The following is a 26,273-nucleotide window of genomic DNA, read 5'->3' as shown; positions in this document are numbered from 1 at the left end:
TGCGAATTAGCTGGCTGGAGCGTGGTTGGCGTGATCGCGATGTTCTCCATTGTCATCCTCATGCTTGTCTTTGCTGGCGGCGTTGTGGTCCCGCGCCAGGAGCACGTAAAATGCTGGCAGTACAAACACAGTGAGCAAAGTACCAATGCCCAGCCCGGCGGTAATCGTGAGTCCGATCGCGAAGCGGCTTTGAGCGCCCGGTCCGGATGCTAGCAGCAGCGGTACCATCGCGAAAATCAGCGCCAGTGACGTCATAATAATAGGCCGTAAACGAATGGATGCGGCTTCCACCACGGCATCCAGTCTATTCAGTCCTTTGACTTTTTGCAGCTGGTTGGCGAACTCCACAATCAATATTCCGTTCTTCGACACCACGCCTATCAGAGTAATCAGGCCTACCTGGGTGTAGATGTTCATGGTAGCAAAGCCCAGCACAATAAACGCCATGGCGCCGGCTACCGACATGGGCACTGAGATCAAAATGATCAATGGGTCGCGCCAGCTTTCAAACTGCGCCGCCAGCACCAGATAAATCACCAAGAGCGACAGTAAGAAGGTCACCATCAAAGCGTTGCCCTGTTTTGCTTGCTGACGGGTTTCGCCCTTGTAGTCAAAACCAAAGCCCTGCGGGAATATGTCCGCCGACGTCTGCTCCATGAAGTCCATGGCGGTGCCAGAGGCCACACCGGGTGAAACCACGCCCTCAAGGGTCAGCGAATTTTGTTGGTTGAACTGGGTACGGTTCGATGGTTCTACATCGCTGCTGAAAGACACCACGCTGGACAAAGGCACCAGGGTGCCGTTGTCGGCACGAATGTAGTAATCCTTCAGAGCCTGTTCGTCTGTGCGGAAGTTTCGATCCACTTGGGGAATAACCTGATAGGAACGGCCCTCCATATTGAACCGGTTAACGTAACCGCCGCCGAGCATACTGCTCAGCTGCTGGCCAACGTCTCTCATCGACAGGCCCAGGTCTGCTACTCGATCACGATCCACATCGATGCGGGTAACCGGCTTGTCAAAGCTGATGGACGTTCGCAGGAACAGGAAGTTTCCACTTCGCATGGCCACGCCTACCAGTTCGTCGGCAACGCTGCTCAATTGCTCGTAACTGCCACCAGTGGTCACCACAAACTGGAACGGCAGACCGCCGCCAGAACCGGGTAGGGCGGGTGGCGCGAACACCGCCGTTTGCAAACCAGTCACTTTGTTCAGTTCAGCGGTCATTTTAGGCTGCACTTCAAACTGGGTTATGTCGCGCTCTGCCGAGGGCTTCATTTTTAGTCCGCCAAACACCGCGTTTGGCGCAGTGAAACCCAGAACCATAAAGTCTTCGTAATAGCCGTCGACTGTCGATAACCGATCTTGAACTTCTTTCCCGTTTTCGAGCAAATAGTCGAGGGTGGAGGTTTGGGGGCCCAGACCCTGGTAGAACAAAATGCCCTGATCTTCGGTCGGCGCCAGTTCATTCTGGCTCATGGTGACCATAAAGTAGATTGAGCACAATATCGCCAAGGCAAAAAACACTACCACCGACTTGGTTTTCATCAGCGACACAAGGGCCGTGGAATAACCATTGGCGATGCCCTGGAAGGTGCGCTCTACCAGATGTTCGAATTTGCCGGGATCGCCGTGGGGTTTAAGAACTTTTCCTGACAGCATGGGCGACAGGGTCAAGGCGACAATTCCGGAAATCACCACGGTGCCAGCCAGAGTAAAGGCGAACTCGGTGAACAGTGAGCCTACAAGGCCCCCCATAAAGCCGATGGGCGCATACACCGCCACCAGGGTTGTTGTCATCGCGATAATGGGAACGGCCATTTCCCGGGCGCCATGGATCGCCGCATCGTATCGTGATTCGCCGTTTTCAATGTGCCGGTGAATGTTTTCCACCATGATGATGGCATCATCCACCACCAGGCCGATTGCGAGCACCATTGAAAGAAGGGTCAGTAGGTTCAGCGAGAAGCCAAACAGCAGCATTATAAACACACCGCCTACCAACGAAAGTGGAACCGCAATAGCGGGAACGATAGAGGCGCGCACAGAGCCCAGGCATAAAAACACCACGACCAAGACAATCACCATCGCTTCGGCCAAGGTTTTGATCACTTCGCTGATGGAATCCTCTATAAACTGTGAGCCGTCGTAGGCCAGCTGAACCTCGAGGCCTGCGGGCACCTGACTGCGAATACCCGGCAGTTCATCTTTCACCAGCTTGGCAACGGTTAGGGGGTTAGCGCCGGGGGCTAGCTCAATAGCGGTGAAGGTGGCCGGGATGCCTTTGTACATGGCTAGCTGGTCGTAAGATTGTGCGCCCAGTTCGACCCGCGCAATGTCTTGCAAGCGGATCTGGGTGCCGTCCTTTTGTTTTACCACGAGTTGTTTGAAGTCTTCAGGATCGGCAATGTCGGTGTTGCTGGTCAGCGCTACCTCGGTAAACTCACCTCTGGTGGTGCCAACCGCGGCCTGATAGTTATTCGCACGCAATTGATCGACAACCTCTACCGGGGTCATGTTCACCGCAGCCAGGCGTTCCGGGTCCAGCCATACCCGCACAGCAAACGTACGTCCGAGCAACTGAGCCTTACCGACGCCGCTAATCGCTTGCAACTGGGGCTGCACAACCCGGGTCAGGTAGTCGGTAATTTGCGGTACGCTTAATTCGCCTTCACTGTAAAACGCGATGTACATCAGTGCAGTGGAGTCGCCGGTGCTGGAGCTAATGACAGGGTCTTGGGCTTCGGTCGGCAACACGTTACGTTGGCTTGCCACTTTCGACTGAATCTCGGCAAGGGCCGCATTGGCGTCGTAGTTTAGATTCATGTGGGCTGCTATGGTTGAAGAGCCCTGGGCACTGGTCGAAATCAGATAGTCGATACCGCTTGATTCAGCGATGGCCTGTTGAAGTGGCGTAGTGATAAAGCCTTGAATCAGGTCTGAGCTGGCGCCTGGATAAGAGGTAGAGACGGTGACGGTGGTGGTTTCCAGCTGCGGGTACTGGCGTATTTCCAGGTCCATGGCCGCGCGAACACCCAGCAGCATAATTAGCAGGCTTATGACGATTGCCAGCACCGGGCGCTGGATAAATATATCGGTGAAACGCATTATTCAGACGCCTCCTGTTGACCTTGGCTGGCGTTCTTTTCAGCGTTGTCACTGTCGTCCTGAATCTTCACGGGCTGGCCCGAGCGCAGTCGCAGCAGGCCCTTGGAGACCACCGTTTCGCCGGCTTCCAGGCCCTCAAGAACCGCAACCCTGTTTTCACGGGCATCGCCCGAGCGAACACTGCGACGTTTGACCACTTTTTGGCCTTGGTCATTGTCTTCTACTACGAAGGCGAAATCGCCATAGGTATTGTAAGAGATTGCGGTGCGCGGCACAGTCACTACGGTTATGTCGTCAGGTTGACGCGTACTCACCGTGGCAAACATGCCCGGGCGTAGCCGTTGGTCGCGGTTGGCAAGGGTAGCGCGAATGCGCACAGTGCGGGTGTCGGCGTTCACCGAGATATTGATGGCGCTGACGGTGCCTTTGAATTCAGTATTTGGCGCCGCAGCAACGGTGGCCGCCACAGCATAGCCCACGGCTACATCAGGTAGATTTTTTTCCGACAGGGTGTAATCGGCGTAAATAGGGTCGAGCATGTTGATTTCAACAATCGGCGTGCCGGTGCCAATGTACTGCCCCTGATCCACCAGGCGAATACCCAAGGTGCCGTCAAAAGGTGCGCGAATTACTTTTTTACTGAGCTGGGCTTCGGCTTCGTTCACCCGGGCGTTGGCGGCATCGTAGTTCGCCTTGGCTTGATCATACTGCGACTGCGATACCGCGCGTTTCGGCAACAGATCGGCAATGCGCTTGAACTCTTGGCGGGCGAGCTGGGCCTCGGCGCCGCGGGTGCGCAGGGCTGCTTCTTCAATGGCGGCGTCTAGGCGAATCAGCACGTCGCCTTTGCTGACAAGGTCGCCGGATTCAAAGTTGATCTGCTGGATAACGCCTGGCACTTCATTGGCCACATCAATGCCATTCACCGCCACAATGCTGCCGACGGCTTTCACGGCCGGTGTCCACTTCTCAGTCTGCGATTGCACCACCGAGATTTCTGCTGGCGGCTGCGGTTGTGACATTTGTGCCTGCATCTGGCCAGTTTGCCAGAATTTGTATCCGAAAACACCGCCAAGAACGACGCCGAGAAAAACAATAACAATAACGAAGCGAAAAACAGTGCGCATGATGACAGACCTTGATAATTCAGATTACGCCCCATAATCGCACAGGCATGGCAGCGGTGGGGAAAATTAAGTTAAGCGAAGAAGTATAGCATCCTATGAAAGTCGCTGAAACGTTCATCTGCTTTTATGAATAGACTTATAAGGTCGGTGATACTTGCAAGGCACCGCCGAAACGATACTGAAACGATGTCCTATCTGGCTTTGTACTGGCCGTTGATGACAGAATTACGGCCTACGTTACCATCGGGATTAACGCATGCACTGGATTTTGGGAATTGCCTTGGCCGCCGGGCTGTTTGTGGTGTTGCGGCAATGGGGGACTTTGTCGCCAGAAAAGAAAAAAGCGGCCACCTGGAAAGCCATTCTTATCGGCGGTGGCGGACTGTTGCTGCTGATGGTGTTGACTGGGCGCATTCACGTTTTGACAGCTGCTGTTGCCGCTTTGCTGCCTTTGCTGAGAAAGCTGCCAGCGCTGTTGAAATACTTGCCCTTTATTCAGCGCACTCTTAATGGTCAGGCGGGCAATGGCCAAGGCCGCAATAATCAGGGTAGCACCGACGGCGAGGAGCGCCAGCGGACAGGTGCTGATGTGGCCGGGCAGGTCAGCGAGCGCGAAGCCTGCGAGATTCTTGGAGTGGAGCCAGAGTGCAACCGCGATGACATTGTGATGGCCCATCGGCGGCTGATGCAAAAAATCCACCCCGATCGCGGCGGCAACGACTATCTGGCCGCCAAAGTTAACGAGGCAAAACGTGTTCTACTGCGTGGGGCCAAAACCTGAGGCTTAGGGCAGAATGTCCACCCGCACGCGAATCTCGCTGGTGTGATTTTCACTGCTATTAACTTGGTACACAATGCCGGAATTTTCGTGGTTTTCGCTGCGGTCAACACCACCCAGAGAAACCCATTGCCCGGGTTGAACCTGGCGAATGGTCATTAGCGCTTCCGTGTCATAACCGGGCATGGCAGGGGCGTCTTGCTCAAACGACATAATACTGAGTTCTATATTCTGCGGTGAAATCATCCGCGGAGTAACCACAAAGCCGCTGCGGGTTTCCACCAGCTGCAACAATACAGCTGGATTTCGGCCGCCACGGGCCGCGAACGGCAAGCTGCGAATCTGGCCGGCACTGACCTGAGCCGATTGTCCGTCTTGCACAATTAATGAGCGCTCGCGATTGCCGGATGATCTGATCGTTTTGCTCTGCGCATTTATGGTGACTGTATTGCTATTAATGATGTTGCGATTACTTGACGCGTTATTTTGAGTCAGATTGACGCCGCCACCGCTACGTTTACCGCCGAGATTCTCCCGAGACTGCACGCTGATGCGTAGCTGTGCCGTAGCAACGTCCAGTTGCTGAATAATTTGACCGATCTCGTCCAGTAGGCGAGTCTCCCCGCGAGCTACAATTTTCTGCCCGACAACGGTGACATTTACTTCTTCGTAAAGATCGCGAATTTGCGCCGCCACATCAGCAGCCGGGCGTTGGTTCAGGTTGTAAGCCCGGCTTTGGCTGGCCGCAAAGGCATTGGCTGAAACCAAAAACAGGAGGAACGTAATAAACAGCGCCATTACGTTTGGCGCTGTGAGTCGGGAAATACGGGGACAAGTCATGGAGTACTCCGCGGTTTGGGCAGGTGCCTGCTATTGACAGCGCCAGATAAAAACTTTGCATAAGTGGTTGCCAAGTTGAAAACAGGCCGGTTATAGTAAAAAGCATGAAGACTCAGCCAGCAATTTGCCAATTAAATGTTCAGCAAGCTTTCGGTAGTGAACCGTTAGCTGCAGCATTGGCTGTTTCGTTTTGGTGGCGCGACTATGGCTTTTATTTTAGCCAGACCCCGGGCCGCCCTTAGATCTTCATCACCGAACAACGAGGAAGGCAGCCCGGCAGACCACCCAGGCTGCCACCGGACTCAAAAACCCCGACTGGTAGCCCAGCCGGGGTTTTTTGATTTTGGAACAGGGAAACGGACACACCGCCATGAATATGCCATTAATTGCTGTTGAGAATCCGATAGAGAATGCCGTAAAAAGCGACGCAGAACATGCGGTAAAAATTACCCCAGCCCGTCGCCGCGAGGTGGCTTTGCCCACGCCTGATCAGTTGCGCGGGAATTTTCCGCTAGTGGCGAAGCTTGAAGCACAGGTTGAACATCAGCGCCAGGCGATTCGTAATATCCTTAATGGAGCGGACGACCGCCTGCTGGTAGTGATCGGGCCATGTTCCATTCACGACGAGGTGGCCGCACTGGAATACGCGCAAAGGCTGAAACAGCTTGCGGCGGAGGTTAGTGACCGTATGTTGATTGTGATGCGCGCCTACTTGGAGAAACCTCGCACCACAGTTGGCTGGAAAGGTTTGTTATACGATCCTGAGCGCAACGGGCAGGGCGATTTGCATCAAGGCTTGGTGCGCTCGCGGCAGTTGTTGCTGAATCTGGCGGCCACCGGCCTGCCGCTAGCCACGGAAGCGCTGAGCCCGTTTGCTATGGATTACCTGGGGGACCTGGTGAGCTGGACGGCTATTGGTGCCCGCACCACTGAATCGCAACTGCATCGCGAAATGGCCAGCGGCTTGCCAATGCCGGTGGGTTTTAAAAATGGCACCGACGGCGGCATCGCGGCGGCCACCAATGCGATGAAGTCCGCGGCCCACGGCCACCATCATCCCGGGCTGTCTGCCCGAGGCACGCCGGTAATGATTTCTACAGAGGGCAACGCTGACACCCATCTGGTTTTGCGCGGCGGTCGCGGTATCACCAATTACGACAGTCACAGCATTGCCCGCGCGACCCATGCGCTGCAGCAGGCAGGCCTGAATCCGGCGGTGATGGTGGACTGCAGCCACGATAACGCCTGCAAGCAACACGAGCGCCAGCAGGAAATAGCCCGCGATGTGGTCGCCCAACGGCGCGCTGGCAATCGCCACATTTGTGGGCTAATGTTGGAAAGCTTTTTACAGCCGGGCCGCCAGAACGACGGCGCTGACCTTCAATACGGCTGCTCGATTACCGATCCGTGCCTGGGATGGGAGCAGACAGAGGCTCTGATCCGCTCACTGTAGACAGCAATAACTGACCGGCCAAAAGCAGCAGCACGCCGCCCATCAGCCGGTCCAGCCAGTGACCGAAACGGTTAAAGCCCCTGCGCACCCTTGGTTGGCTAAAGAACACAGTCACCAGGCTAAACCACAAAAAAGTGGCTAAAGCCATGTACAGGCCATAGCCGGTTTGTACAATAACCGGCGTGCCGGGACTGATAATCACCGAAAACAGCGAGACAAAAAAGAGCGTAGCTTTGGGGTTGAGCGCGTTCGTCAAAAAGCCCAGGCGCAGCGCGGCCAAGCGGCTTTGATGCGGTGCTTTTGCAGCCTCCACGTAAACCCCTCCGGCCTTGGCACGCAGGCATTGCAACGCAATCCACGTCAGATACAGAGCGCCAATCACTTTCAAAATGCTGAACAGCAGCACCGATTGCTGAATAAGCAGCCCTATGCCCAACAGTGAATAAGCCACATGCACTAAAATCCCCGCGCCTATGCCTGCGGCCGTTAACAGCGAGTTTGCGCGGGTTTGGCACAATGCCTGGCGCAACATAACCGCGAAGTCGGGTCCGGGGCTGGCGACCGCCAGAAAATGCACTAAAACGACGATCAGAAATTCTGGCCAGAACGTGTTCATGCCACGGACTCCTTGTGTGGATCTGGTAAGAGGCCGGTATTGTGAAACACAACGCATCGATATGCCAAATACAAACGGCTGCTATAGTGAGTGTTCAGGATACGCACTTAAAGAGGCAGCTATGAAACAGCGAAAGGTTAAGGTGGCCATTATTGGTGCCGGCACCGCCGGTATGGTTGCCTACCAGCGGGCGCGTAAACATACCGATAGCGTGTTGCTAATCGAAGGCAAGCAATACGGAACAACTTGCGCCCGTGTAGGGTGTATGCCCAGCAAGCTGCTGATCGCCGCCGCCGATGCGGCTCACGCAGCCCGCAGTACAGGCCTTTTCGGAATAACCTGCCCCACCGTTGCGGTTGATGGTGAGGCGGTGATGGCTCGGGTGCGATCGGAGCGGGATCGGTTTGTTGCATCGGTTGTTAAGTCTGCAGAAAACTATCCTGAGCAAGATCGGCTGCACGGCAATGTGCGTTTTGCATCGCCGCACCGGTTAATGGTGGGTGACCATACCGAAGTGACAGCTGAGCGCATCGTCATCGCGACCGGTTCGCGCCCCCATATTCCCGGGTTTTTGAAAGAAGCCGGAGACCGCCTGGTGGTCAATGACGATTTGTTTGACTGGCATGATTTACCGGCCTCGGCGGCGGTATTTGGTCCCGGAGTCATTGGCCTGGAGTTGGGCCAGGCACTGGCTCGGCTGGGTGTGCGCATTCGCATGTTTGGCGTGGGTGGAAGCCTGGGGTCGCTGCAAGATCCGCAGTTGCGGGACTACGCGCTAAAAACCTTTAACCGCGAGTTCCCGCTGGACCCCGACGCCGATGTCACGGCAGTTGCGCGCAGTGCCGAGGGTGTCTCCATAAGCTTTAAAACCGCCGACGGTAAGATCGTGACCGAAGAATTTGACTGCCTGCTGGCAGCTACCGGTCGGCGCCCGAATATTGACGGGCTGGACATACAAAACGCGGATCTGCAATTGGATGACCAAGGCATACCGGTGTTCAACGGTTACACTCTGCGCTGTGGTGACAGCCATATATTCATCGTTGGCGACGTTAACAACGAAGCGCCTTTGCTGCACGAAGCCGCTGATGAAGGCCGCATTGCTGGCGACAACGCCGGCCGTTACCCGGATGTTCGCGCAGGTTTGCGCAAGGTGCCGTTGGCGGTGGTGTTTACCGACCCGCAGATCGCTTCGGTGGGGCTGACAATACAGCAGGTGGATGAACGTTGCCGCGGCCATTACGCGGTGGGTGAAGTCAGTTTTGAAGATCAGGGCCGCAGCCGGGTGATTGGTAAAAACCGCGGGCTGCTGAGAGTATACGGCGAACACGGCAGCGGTTTGTTTATGGGCGCCGAGATGTTTGGCCCTGCCGCCGAGCACATTGCCCATTTGCTGGCCTGGTCGGCTCAGCGCCGAATGACGGTAAGTGAAATGCTCGAAATGCCGTTCTATCACCCGGTGATTGAAGAAGGTCTGCGCAGTGCCTTACAGGACCTGAGCCGTAAACTTAGTATGGGCCCTGCTGCTGACAGTAACTGCATGGACTGCGGTCCGGGAGTATGACATTTGGCCGGTCTAGATGAACGTTTGTTATGGAGCTTGGGTACCACATGGCCTTGAAATTAACCTGAGGCGGGCCCAAGTCTAACCCTATAGCGGTGATCAACTCGTTAAACTTCCGCTTTAACGCGCGCGGCGCCACACTGGTTTAACAAAATCGAACGTCAAGGAGACGAACATGAGTAAGAACTTTCTTGGTTTGGATACTGCGAAAACTCAGGAGCTGGCGGATTCGTTAAACGACTTGCTGTCTAACTATCAAATTTTTTACATGAACGTGCGTGGCTATCACTGGAACATCAAGGGCGATAACTTCTTTGAGCTGCACGTCAAATTTGAAGAGCAGTACGACGCGTTGTTACTGAAAATCGATGAAATTGCCGAGCGTGTTTTGACTCTGGGCTATCGCCCTGCCCACGCTTACAGCACCTACATGGAGCGCTCTGACATTCCTGAGCGAAAAGACGTGTCTAACGGCAAAGACGCCGTGCAGAACATAGCGGAGAGTTTCGTAAAATTGATTGGTAAGCAGCGCGAACTGTTGAGCTTGGCCAACGCCGCTGACGATGAAGGCACTGCGTCGCTGATGAGTGATTACATCGCCGAACAGGAAAAAACCTTGTGGATGTACCGCAGCTATCTGGGCCAATAAACCTCGGTAGGGGTTAAAAATGGCGGCCATATGGCCGCCATTTTTTTATCCGCTAGTAAGAGGAACTCATGCCGAACCACTCGGGGAAAATCACAATCAGTGCCAGCACAAACACCTGCAGGAGGATGAACGGAAGCACCCCCTTGTAGATGTCGATCGTTCGCACTTCTGGTGGTGCAACCCCCCTCAAGTAGAACAAAGAGAACCCAAAAGGTGGGGTCAGGAAGCTGGTTTGCAGGTTCATGGCGATAAGAATGGCAAACCAGAGCATGTTGATGCCCAAGGCTTCGGCCACTGGCGCTAGAATGGGCACGATGATGAAGGAGATTTCAACAAAATCGATGAAGAAACCCAGCACCATAATTACCAGCATGGCCAAAATGATAAAGCCCCATTTCTCGCCCGGCAGCGCCAGCATCCACTCTTCCAGCAGGTAATCGCCGCCGGTGTAGCTGAAGACCATAGAGAAGGCAGTTGCACCGACCAGGATGGCGAACACCATGGCCGTCACTTTGACCGTGTCTTTCGATGCACCCCAAACCATCTGGAATGAGAACTGCCGGTAGATTATGGAAAGAACAATAGCGCCAATACCACCTAGTGCGGAGGATTCTGTGGGTGTCGCAATGCCGGTAAAAATCGAGCCAAGCACAATGACAATCAGCGCTAACGGCGGGATGATCGCCAGCAGCGCATTCATAACTTCCTTTTTACGGGAAATGCTGCTGTCCTCAGGCATGGCCGGAGCCATTTCAGGCTTGAAGCGGGTTATTATCAGGATATAAACAATATAGAGCCCAATAAGAACCATGCCCGGTCCGACGGCGGCCCTGAACAGATCGCCGACTGGCAGCCCAAGCACATCGCCCAGAATAATCAGAATGATCGACGGTGGAACGATCTGGCCCAGCGTACCCGCCGCACAGATGGTGCCGGTTGCGAGGCGCTTGTCGTAGTTGTGAGCCATCATGACCGGCAGGGAAATCAGGCCCATCGCCACCACGCTGGCGCCCACAACGCCGGTGGAGGCTGCAAGCAGGGCGCCCACTAGAATAGTAGAGATAGCCAGGCCACCCGGTAGGCCGCCAAAAAGACGTCCCATGGAGGTAAGCAACTGTTCGGCCAGGCGTGTACGCTGCAGAACGACGCCCATGAAGATGAACAGGGGCACGGCCATCAGAACAGTATTCTGCATAACGCTCATGATGCGATAAGGCATAAAGGCAAACAGATCCATGCCTTCTGCAAACACACCAAAGAACAAAGCAAGACCGCCAAAAGTGAAAGCGACAGGGAAACCCAGCATCAGCATGACGAGGGCAACAGCGAACATAATCATGCCAATCATGCGAGTCCTCCCGCGCTGTGTTCACCTGCGTATTGTTTTTCACCAGACATAACCCGAAGGGCGAAGGTTGCCATGTTGAGGCCCGCCATGGCGATAAAAAACGCTGAGACTGGAATCACGGCTTTGATAATCCAGCGATAGGGCAGGCCACCAGGGTCACCGCTGCCTTCACCCATGCTGTAGGAGTCTAGCGCGAAATCGTAGCCGTAAAGGCCAATCAAATAGGCGAATGGCACGACAAATACCAGAGCGCCTGTCAGGTTCACCCATGCCTTGGTTTTGTTGCTCCATTTCGTATAAAGCACGTCAACCCGAACATGGCCGTCTGTGCGCAGGGCATAGGGAATACCAAACAGGAAGACCACCGAGTAGAGGTGCCATTCCATCTCTTGCATCCCGATAGATACTTCGTTGAACGCGTAACGGGCAACAACGTCGTAAAAAACGTTACCGGCCATCAGCAGCATTGCGACACAGGCAACCCAGCCGCAGAAATTGGACAAGCGCGCCAAGCCTTCATCAAGCTTTATGATCCACTGCATTCATGATCCTCGGCCAGAAAGGCTGGCGATCCTTCTATCTTAATAAACAAAAAAAACCGGGGTCGCCTTCAGAGCGATCCCGGCTCCATTACGGCCTGTATCTTACTCGACTGTGCCCATGGTGTTTAGGTATGCACGCTCGGAAATGTCTGTGTAAGCGCGTGAGTCCTTGAGATAGTCTTCCTGAGATTTGATAATCTTCGCCGCAAGCTCATCACCGGCCGCAGCCTCTGCCAGCAATTTGTTGTTAGCCTTGTACATGGCTTGGAACACATCGTCCGGGAAATTCTTGATCTGAACGTTCGGGTATTCGCTCTTGATGTTTGCCCAGGCCTTGGCGTTTTCATGCTGCGACTGGATCAGCATGTCATAGGCTGCGGTACGCATGGAAATCCGCAGAATTTCCTGAAGATCTGCCGGCAGCTCTTCCCAGACTTTCTGGTTGACCAGGAACTGCAGCTCGGTCGCAGGCTCGTGCCAGCCGGTGTAGTAGTAGTCAGCAATCTGCTGGAAACCCAGACGCAGGTCCAAGGCTGGACCAACCCACTCAACAGCATCGATGGTGTTCCGCTCTAGCGCAGTGTAAAGCTCGCCCGGAGCGATGTTGGTCGGGTTTACGCCGACCTCGGCAAATACCTCACCGGCGAAACCGGGAATCCGCATTTTCAGACCTTGCAGATCCTCAACAGATTTGATTTCCTTGCGGAACCAACCGCCCATCTGAACGCCGGTGTTGCCGCCCGGGAATGACTTCAGTCCGAGAGGCTCATAGACTTCCTGCATCAGATCCATACCGTCGCCGTAGTAAAACCAGGCGTACTGCTCAAGTGCTGTCATGCCAAATGGCATGCTGGTGAAGAACAGGGTGTTGGGTACTTTGCCTTTCCAGTAGTAGGAGGCGGAATGACCCATGTCATATTGTCCGGCCCTTACCATATCAAACACGCCCAGCGGGGCCTTGTGCTTGTTAGAGGAGTCAATCCGGATTTGCAGCCGGCCATTGGACATTTTCTCGGCCATGGCAGCCATGTTTTTCGTGGCGTCACCGAAAATCGGAAAGTTAGGTCCCCAGGTTTCTGCCAGCTTTAAGGTAAATGTATCCTGAGCCAGTGCGTGTGTAGGGGCAAAGGTCGTTGCCACCGCGAGTATTGCCGCGGAGAAAATGGAACGAATCATCATTGTTTTTGCTTCCTTTTATAATTTTTGTGCGCTGAGTCTGCGCTCTTTTATAAACGCAGTAAAACTAGTTTACATTATCAGGTATTTTTAATCGGTGAAACGACAAATACAGGGTATCAGATATAGGTGTTAGGCGCTGTAACGGCTCGGGCAATATTCGCGCACGCGCCACGTCCTGAAACGTCGCAATGCGGGGTTTTCAACGCCGTAATGGCTCAGTCAGGCGAAAAGCAGAACGATGCCAAGAGCAAGGCAGATACCGAACCAGCCGGGCATGTCTGCGTTGTAGCTCCAGCTAATTACCCCGTAGCCAATATTTTGATGTGTTAAATAAGGGCTGTAAGAAAGCCCTCCGAGCCAGAGTAAGGGGCCGTTGGCTGGCCAGTTCAGGCGCCCTGCCACAGCCAGAGAAAATATCGAGAAACAGTCCAGAACGAATAAGCTGTACGGAAATTTGTAGGTAAAAAGGCTATGACAGACAGCCAGTGCGAGCAGAATGGCATTTGCGGTTGGGCGGTCTCGTCACGGATTCGGCTTATAGTAGTCTGCTTTGCGTTTCGGCAATCTGGCTTAGCTATACGGTTACCTTGTCCGCGCTATACGATGTGTTCATCATTCATTACAAACGTCGGGTTCAACGCAGGCAGCCGCAGGGAGATTAGTTATGGCAGCAGAGCTAGGAATTATTGAGGGCTTTTATGGCCCGCTATGGAGTTGGGAGCAGCGCCGGCAGTTGGTGCACAGGCTGGCGCCCCACGGTTACAGTTTTTATCTTTATGCGCCCAAGGCCGATGCGTTTTTAAGGCGGCGCTGGCGGGAGCCACATCCGCCCCAAGCTGCCGCAGAAATGGCTGCCTTCGCCAGCTTCTGTAAAGCCGCTGGGGTGCGTTTTGGTGTGGGTCTGAGCCCGTTTGAACTGTTTAACAATTTTGATGAAGCCGGCCAGCAGTCACTGGCGCGCAAGCTGGCGTTTTTTGACCAGCTGGGGCTGGATGAACTGGCGATCCTGTTTGACGATATGCACGGCAGCGGGCCGCACACGGCGCAGGCACAGGCAGATATTGTGCACTGGGTTGCCGAACACTCCGCGGTTCGGCGCATCAGTGTGTGCCCGACCTATTACTCGGATGACCCGGTGTTGGATCGAGTGTTTGGCCCGCGCCCGGTGGACTATCTACAAACGCTGGGACAGGCGCTGGACCCCGCCATACAGATATTCTGGACCGGCGAGGAAGTGTGCTCGCGGGAGATTTCACCCGGCCACTTGCAAAGAGTGGGTGATCTTCTGGGGCGAAAGCCGCTGCTGTGGGACAACTACCCGGTTAATGATGGCGATCGCATGTCGCGCCACTTGCACTTGCGCGGTTTTACCGGACGCCCAGCGGCTAATGCTGCGTACATCGCCGGCCATGCCATTAATCCGGCGCTACAGCCAACGCTGACCTGCATTCCGGCCATTACCCTGGCGCAGAGTTATCAGCTCGGGCCGGATTACGAATACGGCAAGGCGTTTTATCAAGCCGCGCAGGAGGTTCTTGGGACCGAGTTTGCGGACTGCCTGCAGGCAGACTTGTTGGTATTGCAAGACGCCGGTCTGGAGCGCCTGTCCGACGAACGGACGCAGGCTTTAGTGCATACCTATGACGGCTTTGACCACCCGGCGGCCGACGAATTACTGCGCTGGCTGGCTGGCGACTACGCCGTTACCAACGAAGTTGTAGCGACCCAATAATCTGTTAGTTAGTTGCAGGGTTGCTGTTCGGCTTGGCTGAAACGCTCGCGCATGGCGCGGTTGCGACGGTCGTCGCTTTTGTAAGCGTCGGGCAGTGGCTGCAGAAAATACAGGAAGTCACCATTGGTACGATGGTCGGACAACTCTGGCATGGCTTCATCTTCGGGCCAGAAAACCGGGCTGATCACCTTGATGTTCAACTCTGGAGCACGTGCGTGCAGCAACGCTACCGCGCCCTGACGTTGTTCGCTGTGGAAAATGCCGTTTATGTGCAGTATCTGTTGGCCCGGGTAATCCCGGCGGGCCTGCAAAATGCGTTCGGCCATGGTGTTGTCGCGCAGTAGCTGTGCTTTGTAGCTGTTGTCCAGCCGCTGTTTCATAGCGCCGTCGTCGTCGTCGCCGCCATGACTCGCACCAATGGCGTCATCAAAGCGTTGCCGGTAGGCCGGGGTGTCCAGAAACGGTTGTTGGGCAATGGTTTGGCGCTGTGCCTGAGATAAATCGTCAATGATGTGCGGCCCTTCGCGGCCGACACAACGCACGATGGCACCCGGTGCATTGGCAGCGATCACGGGTAATTGATGGCTAAGAGCGAACTCGACCAGCGGCCGGTAAGACGCGCGATAATTGTCCCAGGCGCCGGTGTCTTCAATCATTTCGCTTTCGCCGCTGCTGCCCGCCAGATACTGGTTTAGCGCATCCTGCTGATGGGTTTCAAATTGCTCCATGCTCAGTATCTGTTGGGGTTGCTGCTGAAACAGCGCCAACTGTAGCTGAGCTTGCAGCAGATGGCTGGCATGATGGCCGTGATATTCGCCAACGACCACCACATCGGCGTCGGCTAAGCGCCTTGCCAACTGCTCTACGGTTAACGTATTCAGGGTGTCAGACTTCGGGTCAACTATCTGCGCCTGATACTGGTTTAGCGGTGCTTTCAAGGTGTTGTGTGAGGTTGGGGAGGTCGCGCAGCCGGCGGTTATTGCCAACACTAAAGCGCCAATCAGGTAACGAACGTTGCAAAGACTTGTGGACATAAGCGCGAAATTCCGTTGCGGTAAGCACACTACTAATAAGTTTTCCGAATACGATCTGCCTGTATAGCGAGTATAATGCCGGACGAAGCCCTTCGTACAGGCAAGTTGTTTATGTCCCGCAGTCATTTGTTTTCCCTGCGCCCAGGCCACGCGATCCGCGAAGCCTGCGTGCAGGAGCCCTACAGTTCCCGGCGTTTTGCAAAAGATATAATGGCCGGTATTACCGTGGGAATTATTGCTATTCCGTTGGCCATGGCACTGGCTATTGCCAGCGGTGTGGCCCCTCAATACGGTTTGTATACGGCCATTATTGCCGGCGCGGTGATTGCGCTCACGGGCGGCAGCCGTTACAGCATTTCCGGTCCTACCGCCGCTTTTGTGGTGATTCTATATCCCATTGCCCAAGAATACGGCTTGGGCGGTTTGCTGCTAGCCACGGTGATGTCCGGGGTGTTGCTTCTAATTATGGCGGTTATGCGCTTGGGGCGCTTTATAGAGTACATACCGGAGCCGGTGACTCTGGGATTTACCGGCGGTATTGCGGTGGTGATCGCAACTCTTCAGGTGAAAGACCTGTTCGGTTTGCCGATTGCGGCCATGCCCGAGCATTATTGGGGAAAGCTGGCTGCGCTGGTTCAAGCGGTGCCCTCTCTGGATGCCATGAGTACTCTGGTAGCCGGTGTCACATTGGCGATCATGCTTCTGTGGCCGCGGTTGAAAACAGCGGTGCCGCCGCATTTGCCCGCTGTAATCGTCGGTAGTTTGTTGGCGCTGTGGCTGAACAGCCAGGGTGCCTCCATCGATACCATCGGTTCGCGTTTCAGTTATTTATTAGCCGATGGAACCAGTGGCAGTGGCATTCCTCCGGTCTTGCCCGAGTTTATTTTGCCCTGGCAGCGGGCCGGTGCCGATGGCAGCCCCCTGGTGGTGTCCTGGAATCTGATTCAGGCTCTGATTCCGGCAGCGTTTGCCATTGCCATGTTGGGCGCGATTGAATCCTTACTGTGTGCGGTGGTGCTGGATGGCATGACCGGTAAGCGCCACAGTGCCAACAGTGAATTGCTGGGGCAGGGTCTGGCCAACATAATCGCACCCTTCTTCGGTGGTATTACAGCCACCGCGGCGATCGCTCGCTCGGCCGCCAACTATCGCGCTGGCGCCGAGTCGCCGGTTTCTGCAATTGTGCACTCGCTGGTGGTGGTGCTGGCGCTGGTAGCGTTGGCAGGGGTGCTGTCTTACATGCCAATGCCGGCGATGGCGGCGTTGCTGCTGATAGTGGCGTGGAATATGAGCGAAGCGCCAAAAGCCGTGCATCTTCTGAAAACCGCGCCCCGCGGCGATGTTCTGGTGTTCCTGACCTGCTTTAGCCTGACGGTGGCGCTGGATATGGTGATTGCCATTACCACAGGCGTTCTGCTGGCAGCGGTGTTGTTCATGCGCGAAATGGCGCGGATGACACGGGTGACTGACATATCCACCAACCTGCGGGTGACGCAGGCTAATTTGCCTGCCGGCTGGCAGGTGTTCAAGATCAACGGGCCGCTGTTCTTTGCCGCCGCTGAGCGCATCTTTGGCGAGCTGGCGGCACTGTCCAAAAACGCCCGTGGTTTTATACTGTATATGGATGGCGTGACCTTGCTTGACGCAGGCGGTCTGTCTGCATTGAATAAGCTCCTGGCTGCCTGCGAGCGCGATGGTACTCGTATTATTATTGCCGATTTGCAGTTCCAGCCACTGCGAGCTCTGGCTCGTGCAGGGGTGGCGCCGGTAAACGGTGTTAGCCGCTTTACACACACACTGGCTGATGCTCTGGTGCAAGTCGGCGAGCACTGATCGCTATCAACATCACCTGCTATAAAATCGAGTTCCAACAAATGGAGCTCTGATAAACGGCGCTCTGATAATAAAGTGCTCCAGCTAACAGCAAAAAAGGTTTTGCATGCTGCCATTCCGAATTGTGGACCGCATTAAGTTCGTTGTTGAGCGCCAGTTGGTAAAAGGTGCGGGTTTCCAGCTATTGGTGGTTGCCGCCTTTATTGCGCTGATTTCGATTGCTGGCGGACTTGCGGTATTGGCGGTCGGGCAAAAATTTGACAGTGTAGGCGCGGCCGTTTGGTGGGCGTTTTTGCGCCTGACAGATCCCGGCTATCTGGGGGATGACGTAGGCGCTTGGCAGCGTTTTGTATCTACCCTGCTTACCGTCAGCGGTTATGTTGTGTTTATGGGCACCTTGGTTGCCATCCTCACCCGCTGGCTGATTGCCAAAATGGAGGAACTGGAGCGGGGCCTGACTCCGGTCACGCTGAAAAATCACATTGTGGTGTTGGGCTGGACCCGGCATACCCTGCCATTGCTGACGGAATTGCTCAGTGCATCAGGCCGTATGCGTCGGTTTCTGGAGAAGCACGATGCCGGCCAGCTCAATCTAGTAGTGCTCTCAGAGCATGCCAGTGCGGAGCAGGTACACGAATTACGCATGGAGCCCGGTATCGGCCGTCGTGCGCGGCAGATCATTTTGCGCAGCGGTTCACCCATTCAGCCCGACGCCCTGCATAGGGTTGCGTGTCTGGATGCCGCCGCAGTTATTGTGCCCAGCGGCCATATAGACGCCGGCAGCCTGCTAACGCGGGATGTGGAAATCGTCAAAGCGCTGCTGTCGATTGCCGCTCAGGCACGCCAATACAACGTGCCACTGCCTTATGTCGTGGCCGAGATTCAGGACTTGCGAAAATTGCCGGTGATCCAACGAGCCTATCCCGGTGCGGTAGAAGTGGTGGCCGGCGATGCCACCATAAGCCGTTTGATGGCGCAGAATATCTTGCATCCGGGCCTGTCGGAAATTTATAACGAACTGCTCACCGCTGGCGACGGTAACGAACTGTATGTGCGCGGTGGCGAAACGATGGTTGGCATGACCCTCGCTGAGGTGGCCGCGCAGCGTCCGCTGGCGATTGTGTTGGGCCTGCTGAAACGCCAGGGTGAACAGTGGAAAGTTTGGTTGATGGCGCCAACAGACAGTGTGATTAACGAAGAAGACCGGGTGATCATGATGGCGCGGTTTTACGCCGAAACCGACCTCAACCCCAAGCTGCTGCCGTTACCCGTGGTTCAGCGTGGTTGCCCACGGATAGTGACCGCCGCGCCGGTGCAGAAACTCCAGAGAATACTGGTGTTGGGCTGGAATCGACGGGTGCCCAGCCTGCTGGCGGAGTTGTCGAGTTACCACTATCGGCCGTTTCAAGTGGATGTGATTTCGGTTGTCGGCGCGGCGGAGCGCGACGAGCGGACCCGGCGCCATCTGGGGAAAAAGGTAGACATGGTTGTTCAGCACATCGAAGCCGATTATATGGTTGAAGCCGAGCTGCGCCAATTGCAGCCAGCGGCCTACGACACAGTGATGCTGCTGAGCAGCGATCGCCTTGCCTCCGGCGAAGAAGCTGACGCCCGCACCATGGTGGGTTATTTACAATTGGAAGATGTACTGGCGGATCAACTACGGCGTCCGCAGTTGATCATGGAACTGAGCGATCCGGACAACAGCCATTTGCTGTACAACCACGGCAGCGAAATGTTGATCAGCCCGATGATACTCAGCCATGTTCTGGCTCAGGTGGCCCTGAGGCGAGAGTTGCGAGTGGTCTTGGATGAGCTCTTCACGGTGGGTGGTGCGGAAATTCAATTTCGGGACCCGGGCGATTACACGCTTCCGGCTAGCGTTGATTTTCAGTTGCTGGAACGAACGTTGGCGAAAGAGGGCGAAATAGCGCTTGGCATCTATCGAAGCCAGGCGGATGCCAAGGGTCGGCATCTGAGGCTAAACCCGCCGAGGCGGGATTATCTTGATGTTAAGCCTGGAGACCGGTTGGTGATTTTGTGTTTAACAGACCAGGTATCTGATTAATACTTACCGTCATCACCGAGGCTGTCTGCTGTGGATTTGTAAACGGTTGACATCCGGTTTTGATGCTGCCAAACCATTCACAAAAAAAATGCTGAATATAGATTATATAAATTTCAGTTATGCGGTGAGAGGCATTAAAGTAGTCGCCAATGTCCGGGAAGAATTGGATTTAAATTCGACGCCCTTGAAAAAACTGACGTACAAAGGAATGAACCATGCCCTACTCAAAAGACGTTGATGCCCTTACCACTCTGTTGAAACAGAATCCTACCTGGAACGCCATCAAGCCTGAGCACGCGGCCCGTATGCGCGCCCAGAACAAATTTCAGACCGGTCTGGATATCGCCAAGTACACCGCCAAGATTATGCGCGAAGACATGGCGAACTACGATAACGATACCTCTCAATACACCCAGTCTTTGGGTTGCTGGCACGGTTTTATCGGCCAGCAGAAGATGATTTCCATCAAGAAGCACTTCGGCGATACCTCACGCCGTTACTTGTACCTGTCCGGTTGGATGGTTGCCGCCCTGCGTTCAGAGTTCGGCCCGCTGCCAGACCAGTCTATGCACGAGAAAACCGCCGTATCCAGCCTGATTGGCGAGTTGTACACCTTTCTGCGCCAAGCTGATTCCTGGGAGCTGAACCATCTGTTCCGCGATTTAGAAGAAGCTCAGAACGCCGGCGACGACGCCAAGGCTGAGCAGTTGATAAGCCAGATTGATAACCACCAGACTCACATTGTGCCGATTATTGCCGACATCGATGCCGGTTTTGGTAACGCCGAAGCTACTTACCTGCTGGCCAGGCAGATGATTGAAGCCGGTGCCTGCTGTATCCAGATCGAAAACCAGGTATCGGACGAGAAGCAGTGCGGCCACCAAGATGGCAAAGTAACCGTTCCCCACGCTGACTTCCTGGCCAAGATAAACGCTGTGCGTTTGGCCTTCCTGGAACTGGGTGTGGATGACGGCGTGATTGTTGCGCGTACTGACTCTTTGGGCGCTGGCCTGACTCAGAAGATTGCTGTTACTGAAGAGCCGGGTGACCTGGGCGACCAGTACAACAGCTTTATCGACGGTGAGGTGATTGCCAAAGCCGAAGACATTAATAACGGCGACGTGGTGATCAAGCAAAACGGTCAGCTAGTCAAGCCCAAGCGCCTGGCGTCTGGTTTGTTCCAGTTCAAGGCAGGTAGTGGCGAAGACCGGGTTATTCTGGATTGCATCACCAGCCTGCAGAACGGCGCTGACATGCTGTGGATCGAAACCGAGAAGCCTCACGTTGGCCAGATCGCAGCGATGGTTAACCGCATCAAGGAAGTGGTTCCTAACGCCAAGCTGGTTTACAACAACAGCCCGTCGTTCAACTGGACCCTGAGTTTCCGCCAGCAGGTGTTCGATTCCTGGAAAGAAGAAGGCAAAGACGTATCGGGCTACGAGCGTGCTGCGCTGATGAGCGAAGAATACGACAGCACCGACTTGGGCAAGCTGGCCGATCAGTGGACGGCTGACTTCCAGCGCGATGCCGCTCGCGAAGCCGGTGTATTTCACCACCTGATCACGCTGCCGACTTATCACACGGCAGCCCTGTCTACCGACAATCTGGCCAAAGGTTACTTCGGTGCCGAAGGCATGCTGGCCTATGTGGCCGGTGTTCAGCGCAAGGAAATCCGCCAGGGTATCGCCACTGTTAAGCACCAGGACATGGCCGGCTCTAACATTGGTGACGACCACAAAGAATTTTTCGCTGGCGACGCCGCGTTGAAAGCCGGTGGTAAAGACAACACCATGAATCAGTTTGGTTAACAGGCTGATCTGACGCGGCACGGACGCCGCAACTCCCTTTTCCGGGATTTAAAAACCCGCACACTGGTTCGCCAGGTGCGGGTTTTTTTGTGGCGCCGGATCAAGGTTGAGGTCTTGTTCTATGCTAATAGAAACAGCGTGTTCAGGCAGGAGCAGGGCGATTGAATCTGGATCAAGGCATTGTGTTTACGGTATTGGGCATTACGCTGGCGCTGTTTATCTGGAATCGACTGCGGTTTGATGTGGTGTCGATGCTGGCGCCGGTCGCTTTGAGCCTGGCAACATCGCTAAACGTGCCTACCGACGCGGTGTTGATGGCGGTAGCCATGGGGGCCTCATCCGCCTTCATGACACCCATTGGCCACCGGTCTAACGCACTGGTGATGGAGCCCGGCGGCTATCAGTTTGGTGACTACTGGCGCCTGGGTTTGCCGTTATCGATCATAGTGACGGTGGTAGCGGTGCCGATGATCATGTGGGTGTGGGCGTGACTGCTTTTATCAGGCTACAGTAGAGCTTAAATGGGCAGCCAGGGTCAGCTCCGCACTCGTCGCTGGCTTATCCGCGGCCTAACGGTTTCAGAGCAATATCTGGCTCCGAGGCTTCCCGCTCTATGATGTGGCTTGCCAGGGCTACACCGGTTTCGCTCATGGTCAGGTAGGCGTCGTCGGCGCCGGCTTCACGTATTTGGTGAGCTTCGTCCTGGAACATGGTGTGGGCCACAATGTAGCCGGTGAAACCCATGCGCCGCAGCATGCGGGCGGCAATCAGTTTGCCTTCAATGTCGGCCATGGCGAGAATTACTGAATGCACCTGGGGCATATGCAGATTGCTCCAGAAGGTGGTGTCTTCAGCGTCGGCAAACACCACATTGCGCCCGGCCACGCCGTGTTGGGTGATTTTGTTGGGGTCAGAATCCAGCCCGACCAGGGTCGGTTCGGTTTCGATCAGCCAGTCGTAAGCGGCGGTACCGGTGCGCCCCATACCCAGGATGAGAACCTTGGCGTCAGACAGCGCCAAGGGTTGTTCGTCTGGGTGATGGTTATTGGTTTCGTAGCATTCCAGGCGGCTGGCAAAGCGCTCGTAAAGGCTGTGAGCGATGCGATTCAGGGGCGCTGAAATGACAAACGACAGCGCCACGCTGATGGCCAACGGCACCATCCATTGGGGCAGCGCAATGCTGGCCACAATCAGGCCGAATTCGCTGTAGTTGGTCAGCGCCAACGACGTTAGAAAACTGCTGCGCGCACGCAGGCGGAACAGAATCATGAGGAAGAAAAACAGTATTCCTTTCAACGGTAGAATCAGGCTGGCAGCCAATGCAAACATTAGTGAATGGGCGTCTGGCAGCCCGCCAATGCCGATTTGCAGGAAAAACCCAACCAGGAATATTTCTTTCACACTCCACAGAGATTTGGCCAGCTCCTGACTGCGTGGGTGATTGGCCAGCACCGCACCAAACAGCAAGGCACCAAGCTCGGAGCTCAGGCCCAAGGCTTCAAAGCCCAAGCCGCCCAATACCAGTGCTAAAAGCATGCCCAACAGCACCAGTAGTTCATCGTGGCCGCTGGCATCCAACAGGCGGAACAGCAATGGTCGCAATAGCGGCAGGCCGAACACAATCAAGGCCCATTCCGACGGCGTTTTCCCCGCAGCCAGGCTCATTACGACCAGTGCGATCAGGTCTTGCATAACCAGAATACCGATGGCTACGCGGCCATGGAATGCGCGTAACTCGCGCTTACTATCCAGCACTTTAGCGACCAGAATAGTGGATGAAAACGACAGTGCCGCCGCCAGCATGAAGGCAACGTACCAGGTAATATCCAAAATTAGATACAACCCGGGAGTGAACACAAAGCAGGTTATGCCAAAGTGCAGCAGGCTACCGCCAATAACCTCGGGGCTGATGATGGTCTTGAATTTCAACTTCAAGCCCACCGTAAACAGCATCAGTAACACGCCCAGGTGGGCAATGTGGCCTAATACTTCGGTGGGCTCGGCAGAGATATTGGAACCCGGGAACGCCGTTAGTGCGCTGAGTGTGAAACCGGCCGCCAGATAACCCACCAGGGGTGGTAAATGAACCACCTTGACCAGCAGGCCAAGACAAAATGCAAAGGAAATCCATACAGCTTCAGGCATGAGAGGTTCTTTCAGGGAAAACGGATTATTATCACTATAAGGCTACCTTGTTTCTCCCGGTCGTTGAAGCCGATAACAACAGAGCCCCGTGGCTGTTGGTGTTACCCGGCTTTTGGAGCATGTGATTTGGCAAACTCCAGGAACAGACGAGCTGACTCCTCCGGTGCTTCAATCATGGGCACGTGACCAACCCCGTCTAATACCTCCAGTCGTGCACCCGGAATGATGTCCACAAAGACTTCGCCGTTACGGTAGTTAATCACACGGTCTTCCTTGCCCCAGACGACCAGCACCGGGGCTTTGATGCGGCTGACGATACTGCGGAAATCTGTCTCGAATCCAGCGTCCCGGATGGCGGCAAAAATCACTTTATTTACGGTCTGATTGGCAAGAGCCTGGTCTTCCATAACCCCAAGAACGGGCCAGGGAATAAATGGCTTTTTCTCAAGCGCGAAATCCATCAGGCGCTCGAAATCGCCGGGTTTTGAGGGGATAAGCGGATTGTCACCAGCGACGACTAAATCAAACAGCTCGCTCTCGTACTCAAGAATACCAGCCGGGTCGAACAGTACGGCGGTTTTGATCTGTTCCGGATAAGCGGCAGCATACAAAGCCGTAATGGCGCCGCCCATGGAGTTGCCCATCATGTGCATCTCGGCAATGTCCAGAGCCTGAAGAATACGGGCAAGATGAGCCACTTGCTGGTCCAGCCGATAACCGAGATCCAGCGGCTTGCTGCTTTCGCCGTGGCCCGGAAGGTCTATGGCATAAACGTTGAATTTATCGGTGAGCTCCCGGGCCATGCGGGTCCAGTTATCTTTGTTGGCACCGAAACCATGAACCATCACGATGGTATCACCGCTGTTCATGTCTGCGTTTCGCAGGTACGCAATGTCCAGTTCGCCCAAGGTGATGCTGGCGGCCTCAAGTCCGGCGGCGGAACGCTCGAAGCCGATAGCCTTTTGGTATATGTCCTGGCGGGAGCATGCGCTTAAAAGCACAATGGATAAGAGCAAGAAAAAGACGGTACAGGGTGACTTTTGCAGCATTTGAGCAGTTCCAGGCTGTTTGTGTGATGGGGCAGGCAAGTGAATTTATGTTACCCCATAAAAAAGCCCGGTCAACGACCGGGCTTTTGCTTAGGATATCGCACTACGCCTGCTCGCGGGCTATGGCCCGATACGCAATGTCTTTGCGGTAAAATGCACCGTTCCAGCGTATTTGTCTGGCCAGCTTGTAAGCCCGTTGTTGGGCTTCGGTCACGGTATTGCCCAGTGCGGTTGCGCAGAGCACCCGGCCACCGCTGGTGACCACCCGGTTGCCATCCAGTTTTGTGCCGGCGTGGAACGCTTTTTCGCCCTCGGTTTCGGTTTCCGACAGGCCAGAGATAGCATCGCCTTTGCTGTAGCTGCCGGGATAACCCCCTGCCGCCAGAACAACACCCACGGCGGCCCGGGGGTCCCAATCAGAGCTGCACTGGTCAAGTTTGCCGTCAATCGCGGCCTGACACAGAGCCACCAAATCAGACTGCATGCGCAGCATGATGGGCTGAGTTTCCGGATCGCCAAAGCGGCAGTTGAATTCGATCACTTTGGGAGCACCGGCAGAATCGATCATCAGGCCGGCATAAAGGAAACCTTTGTAGGGGTGGCCCTCGGCTTTCATGCCGCGCACGGTTGGGTAGATCACCTCATCCATAATGCGTTGGTGCACGTTGGGGGTCACCACCGGGGCAGGGGAATAAGCACCCATGCCACCGGTGTTGGGACCGGTGTCGCCATCGCCCACGCGCTTATGGTCTTGCGAGGTAGCCATGGCCAGCACGTTGTCGCCGTCGACCATAACGATGAAGCTGGCCTCTTCGCCGTCCAGAAATTCTTCAACAACCACGCGACTGCCAGCGTCGCCAAACGCGTTGCCCGCCAGCATATCGCGGACGGCGTCTTCCGCTTCGGCCAGAGTCATGGCCACAATCACGCCTTTACCCGCAGCCAGGCCGTCAGCTTTGACCACAATAGGCGCACCTTGCTGGCGCACGTAGGCCAATGCTTCATCAACGTCGGTAAAGTTGCCGTAGGAACCGGTAGGGATTTTCTGGCGCGCCAGAAAGTCTTTGGTAAAGGCTTTTGAGCCTTCTAGCTGTGCAGCGCCGGCGCTGGGGCCAAACACTCTCAGGCCACGCTCTTCAAACAAGTCTACAACACCGGCAACCAGTGGTGCCTCGGGCCCCACGATGGTCAGGCCAACGTTATTGCGGGCAGCGAAATCAGCCAAGCCGTTCAAATCCATCACATCGATGGCGACGTTTTCGACACCGGCTTCGATGGCGGTGCCGGCGTTACCGGGCGCTACGAACACGGTATCGGCCAGTTCCGACTGCGCGGCTTTCCACGCCAGGGCGTGTTCGCGCCCGCCATTGCCAATAATCAGAATATTCATGATGCGGTCT

The 26,273-nt window shown here is 55.2% G+C and carries 20 protein-coding genes; 9 read left to right on the top strand and 11 right to left on the bottom strand.

What is annotated here, in order from left to right; translation table 11 throughout:
• Nucleotides 1-6: 6 nt before the first annotated feature.
• Together ABA45_RS16515 and ABA45_RS16510 are read right to left on the bottom strand one after the other, a co-directional pair.
• Nucleotides 7-3,108 (bottom strand): efflux RND transporter permease subunit, encoded by a 3,102-nt coding sequence (locus tag ABA45_RS16515; RefSeq protein ID WP_048387980.1) that lies wholly within the window; start codon nucleotides 3,106-3,108, stop codon nucleotides 7-9.
• Nucleotides 3,108-4,235 (bottom strand): efflux RND transporter periplasmic adaptor subunit, encoded by a 1,128-nt coding sequence (locus tag ABA45_RS16510; protein ID WP_048387978.1) that lies wholly within the window; start codon nucleotides 4,233-4,235, stop codon nucleotides 3,108-3,110. Before ABA45_RS16510 ends, ABA45_RS16515 begins: the two co-directional genes overlap by 1 nt.
• Before the next feature lie 256 nt (nucleotides 4,236-4,491).
• On the opposite strand from ABA45_RS16510, the gene ABA45_RS16505 reads away from it, so the two are divergent.
• A complete protein-coding gene (locus ABA45_RS16505; RefSeq protein WP_048387976.1) occupies nucleotides 4,492-5,016 on the top strand; it encodes a J domain-containing protein in 525 nt (174 codons plus the stop codon).
• 3 nt (nucleotides 5,017-5,019) lie between these two features.
• Here ABA45_RS16505 and ABA45_RS16500 read toward each other — a convergent pair whose 3' ends face one another.
• On the bottom strand, nucleotides 5,020-5,853 hold the full coding sequence (locus ABA45_RS16500; protein ID WP_053076205.1) for a secretin: 834 nt from the start codon (nucleotides 5,851-5,853) through the stop codon (nucleotides 5,020-5,022).
• A gap of 370 nt (nucleotides 5,854-6,223) precedes the next feature.
• Between ABA45_RS16500 and ABA45_RS16495 the strand changes: the two genes are divergently transcribed.
• Nucleotides 6,224-7,306 carry a 3-deoxy-7-phosphoheptulonate synthase gene (locus ABA45_RS16495; protein WP_048387972.1) on the top strand — a complete coding sequence of 361 codons (1,083 nt, stop codon included), beginning with the start codon at nucleotides 6,224-6,226 and terminating at the stop codon, nucleotides 7,304-7,306.
• Here the strand turns inward: ABA45_RS16495 and ABA45_RS16490 are convergent.
• The gene (locus ABA45_RS16490) at nucleotides 7,251-7,922 is read right to left on the bottom strand and encodes a LysE family translocator (RefSeq protein WP_048387971.1); all 672 of its coding nucleotides are present in this window, start codon (nucleotides 7,920-7,922) and stop codon (nucleotides 7,251-7,253) included. The two genes, ABA45_RS16495 and ABA45_RS16490, sit on opposite strands and share 56 nt — an antisense overlap.
• Before the next feature lie 121 nt (nucleotides 7,923-8,043).
• Here ABA45_RS16490 and ABA45_RS16485 point away from each other — a divergent pair, with 121 nt between their 5' ends.
• Both ABA45_RS16485 and ABA45_RS16480 read left to right on the top strand, forming a co-directional pair.
• A complete protein-coding gene (locus ABA45_RS16485) occupies nucleotides 8,044-9,486 on the top strand; it encodes a dihydrolipoyl dehydrogenase (RefSeq protein ID WP_048387969.1) in 1,443 nt (480 codons plus the stop codon).
• 175 nt (nucleotides 9,487-9,661) lie between these two features.
• Nucleotides 9,662-10,135 (top strand): Dps family protein, encoded by a 474-nt coding sequence (locus ABA45_RS16480; protein ID WP_048387967.1) that lies wholly within the window; start codon nucleotides 9,662-9,664, stop codon nucleotides 10,133-10,135.
• 52 nt (nucleotides 10,136-10,187) lie between these two features.
• Here the strand turns inward: ABA45_RS16480 and ABA45_RS16475 are convergent, their stop codons facing one another.
• From ABA45_RS16475 to ABA45_RS16465, 3 genes are all read right to left on the bottom strand, one after another.
• Entirely contained in the window at nucleotides 10,188-11,483 is a 1,296-nt protein-coding gene (locus tag ABA45_RS16475) for a TRAP transporter large permease (RefSeq protein ID WP_048387965.1), read from the bottom strand.
• Nucleotides 11,480-12,025, bottom strand: coding sequence for a TRAP transporter small permease subunit (locus ABA45_RS16470; protein ID WP_048387963.1), 546 nt, complete (start codon nucleotides 12,023-12,025; stop codon nucleotides 11,480-11,482). Before ABA45_RS16470 ends, ABA45_RS16475 begins: the two co-directional genes overlap by 4 nt.
• A gap of 102 nt (nucleotides 12,026-12,127) precedes the next feature.
• The gene (locus ABA45_RS16465; RefSeq protein WP_048387961.1) at nucleotides 12,128-13,204 is read right to left on the bottom strand and encodes a TRAP transporter substrate-binding protein; all 1,077 of its coding nucleotides are present in this window, start codon (nucleotides 13,202-13,204) and stop codon (nucleotides 12,128-12,130) included.
• 664 nt (nucleotides 13,205-13,868) lie between these two features.
• Between ABA45_RS16465 and ABA45_RS16460 the strand changes: the two genes are divergently transcribed.
• The gene (locus ABA45_RS16460) at nucleotides 13,869-14,936 is read left to right on the top strand and encodes a beta-N-acetylglucosaminidase domain-containing protein (RefSeq protein WP_048387959.1); all 1,068 of its coding nucleotides are present in this window, start codon (nucleotides 13,869-13,871) and stop codon (nucleotides 14,934-14,936) included.
• Nucleotides 14,937-14,944: 8 nt separating this feature from the next.
• Here ABA45_RS16460 and ABA45_RS16455 read toward each other — a convergent pair whose 3' ends face one another.
• Nucleotides 14,945-15,970 (bottom strand): ChaN family lipoprotein, encoded by a 1,026-nt coding sequence (locus ABA45_RS16455; RefSeq protein WP_084708375.1) that lies wholly within the window; start codon nucleotides 15,968-15,970, stop codon nucleotides 14,945-14,947.
• Between the two features lie 111 nt (nucleotides 15,971-16,081).
• Here ABA45_RS16455 and dauA point away from each other — a divergent pair, with 111 nt between their 5' ends.
• The 4 genes from dauA to ABA45_RS16435 all read left to right on the top strand — a co-directional run bounded on the left by dauA (nucleotide 16,082) and on the right by ABA45_RS16435 (nucleotide 22,170).
• A complete protein-coding gene (gene dauA / locus ABA45_RS16450; protein ID WP_048389189.1) occupies nucleotides 16,082-17,803 on the top strand; it encodes a C4-dicarboxylic acid transporter DauA in 1,722 nt (573 codons plus the stop codon).
• A gap of 106 nt (nucleotides 17,804-17,909) precedes the next feature.
• Nucleotides 17,910-19,871: a CASTOR/POLLUX-related putative ion channel gene (locus ABA45_RS16445; RefSeq protein WP_048387957.1), complete on the top strand. Its 1,962-nt coding sequence runs from the start codon at nucleotides 17,910-17,912 to the stop codon at nucleotides 19,869-19,871.
• Nucleotides 19,872-20,086: 215 nt separating this feature from the next.
• Complete coding sequence (locus tag ABA45_RS16440; protein WP_048387955.1) at nucleotides 20,087-21,679, top strand: isocitrate lyase; 1,593 nt, start codon at nucleotides 20,087-20,089, stop codon at nucleotides 21,677-21,679.
• Between the two features lie 182 nt (nucleotides 21,680-21,861).
• Nucleotides 21,862-22,170: an anion permease gene (locus ABA45_RS16435; protein WP_406564667.1), complete on the top strand. Its 309-nt coding sequence runs from the start codon at nucleotides 21,862-21,864 to the stop codon at nucleotides 22,168-22,170.
• Between the two features lie 67 nt (nucleotides 22,171-22,237).
• Here ABA45_RS16435 and ABA45_RS16430 read toward each other — a convergent pair whose 3' ends face one another.
• From ABA45_RS16430 to purD, 3 genes are all read right to left on the bottom strand, one after another.
• Complete coding sequence (locus ABA45_RS16430; RefSeq protein ID WP_048387951.1) at nucleotides 22,238-23,824, bottom strand: cation:proton antiporter family protein; 1,587 nt, start codon at nucleotides 23,822-23,824, stop codon at nucleotides 22,238-22,240.
• A 101-nt stretch (nucleotides 23,825-23,925) separates the two neighbouring features.
• On the bottom strand, nucleotides 23,926-24,873 hold the full coding sequence (locus tag ABA45_RS16425) for an alpha/beta fold hydrolase (protein WP_048387949.1): 948 nt from the start codon (nucleotides 24,871-24,873) through the stop codon (nucleotides 23,926-23,928).
• Nucleotides 24,874-24,976: 103 nt separating this feature from the next.
• Entirely contained in the window at nucleotides 24,977-26,263 is a 1,287-nt protein-coding gene (gene purD / locus ABA45_RS16420; protein WP_048387946.1) for a phosphoribosylamine--glycine ligase, read from the bottom strand.
• Nucleotides 26,264-26,273: the final 10 nt, after the last annotated feature.

This window comes from Marinobacter psychrophilus (assembly GCF_001043175.1).
Taxonomy (GTDB): Bacteria; Pseudomonadota; Gammaproteobacteria; order Pseudomonadales; family Oleiphilaceae; genus Marinobacter; species Marinobacter psychrophilus.
The sequence above is the reverse complement of the archived record's forward strand: the minus strand, read 5'-3'. Positions and strand labels throughout refer to the sequence as shown.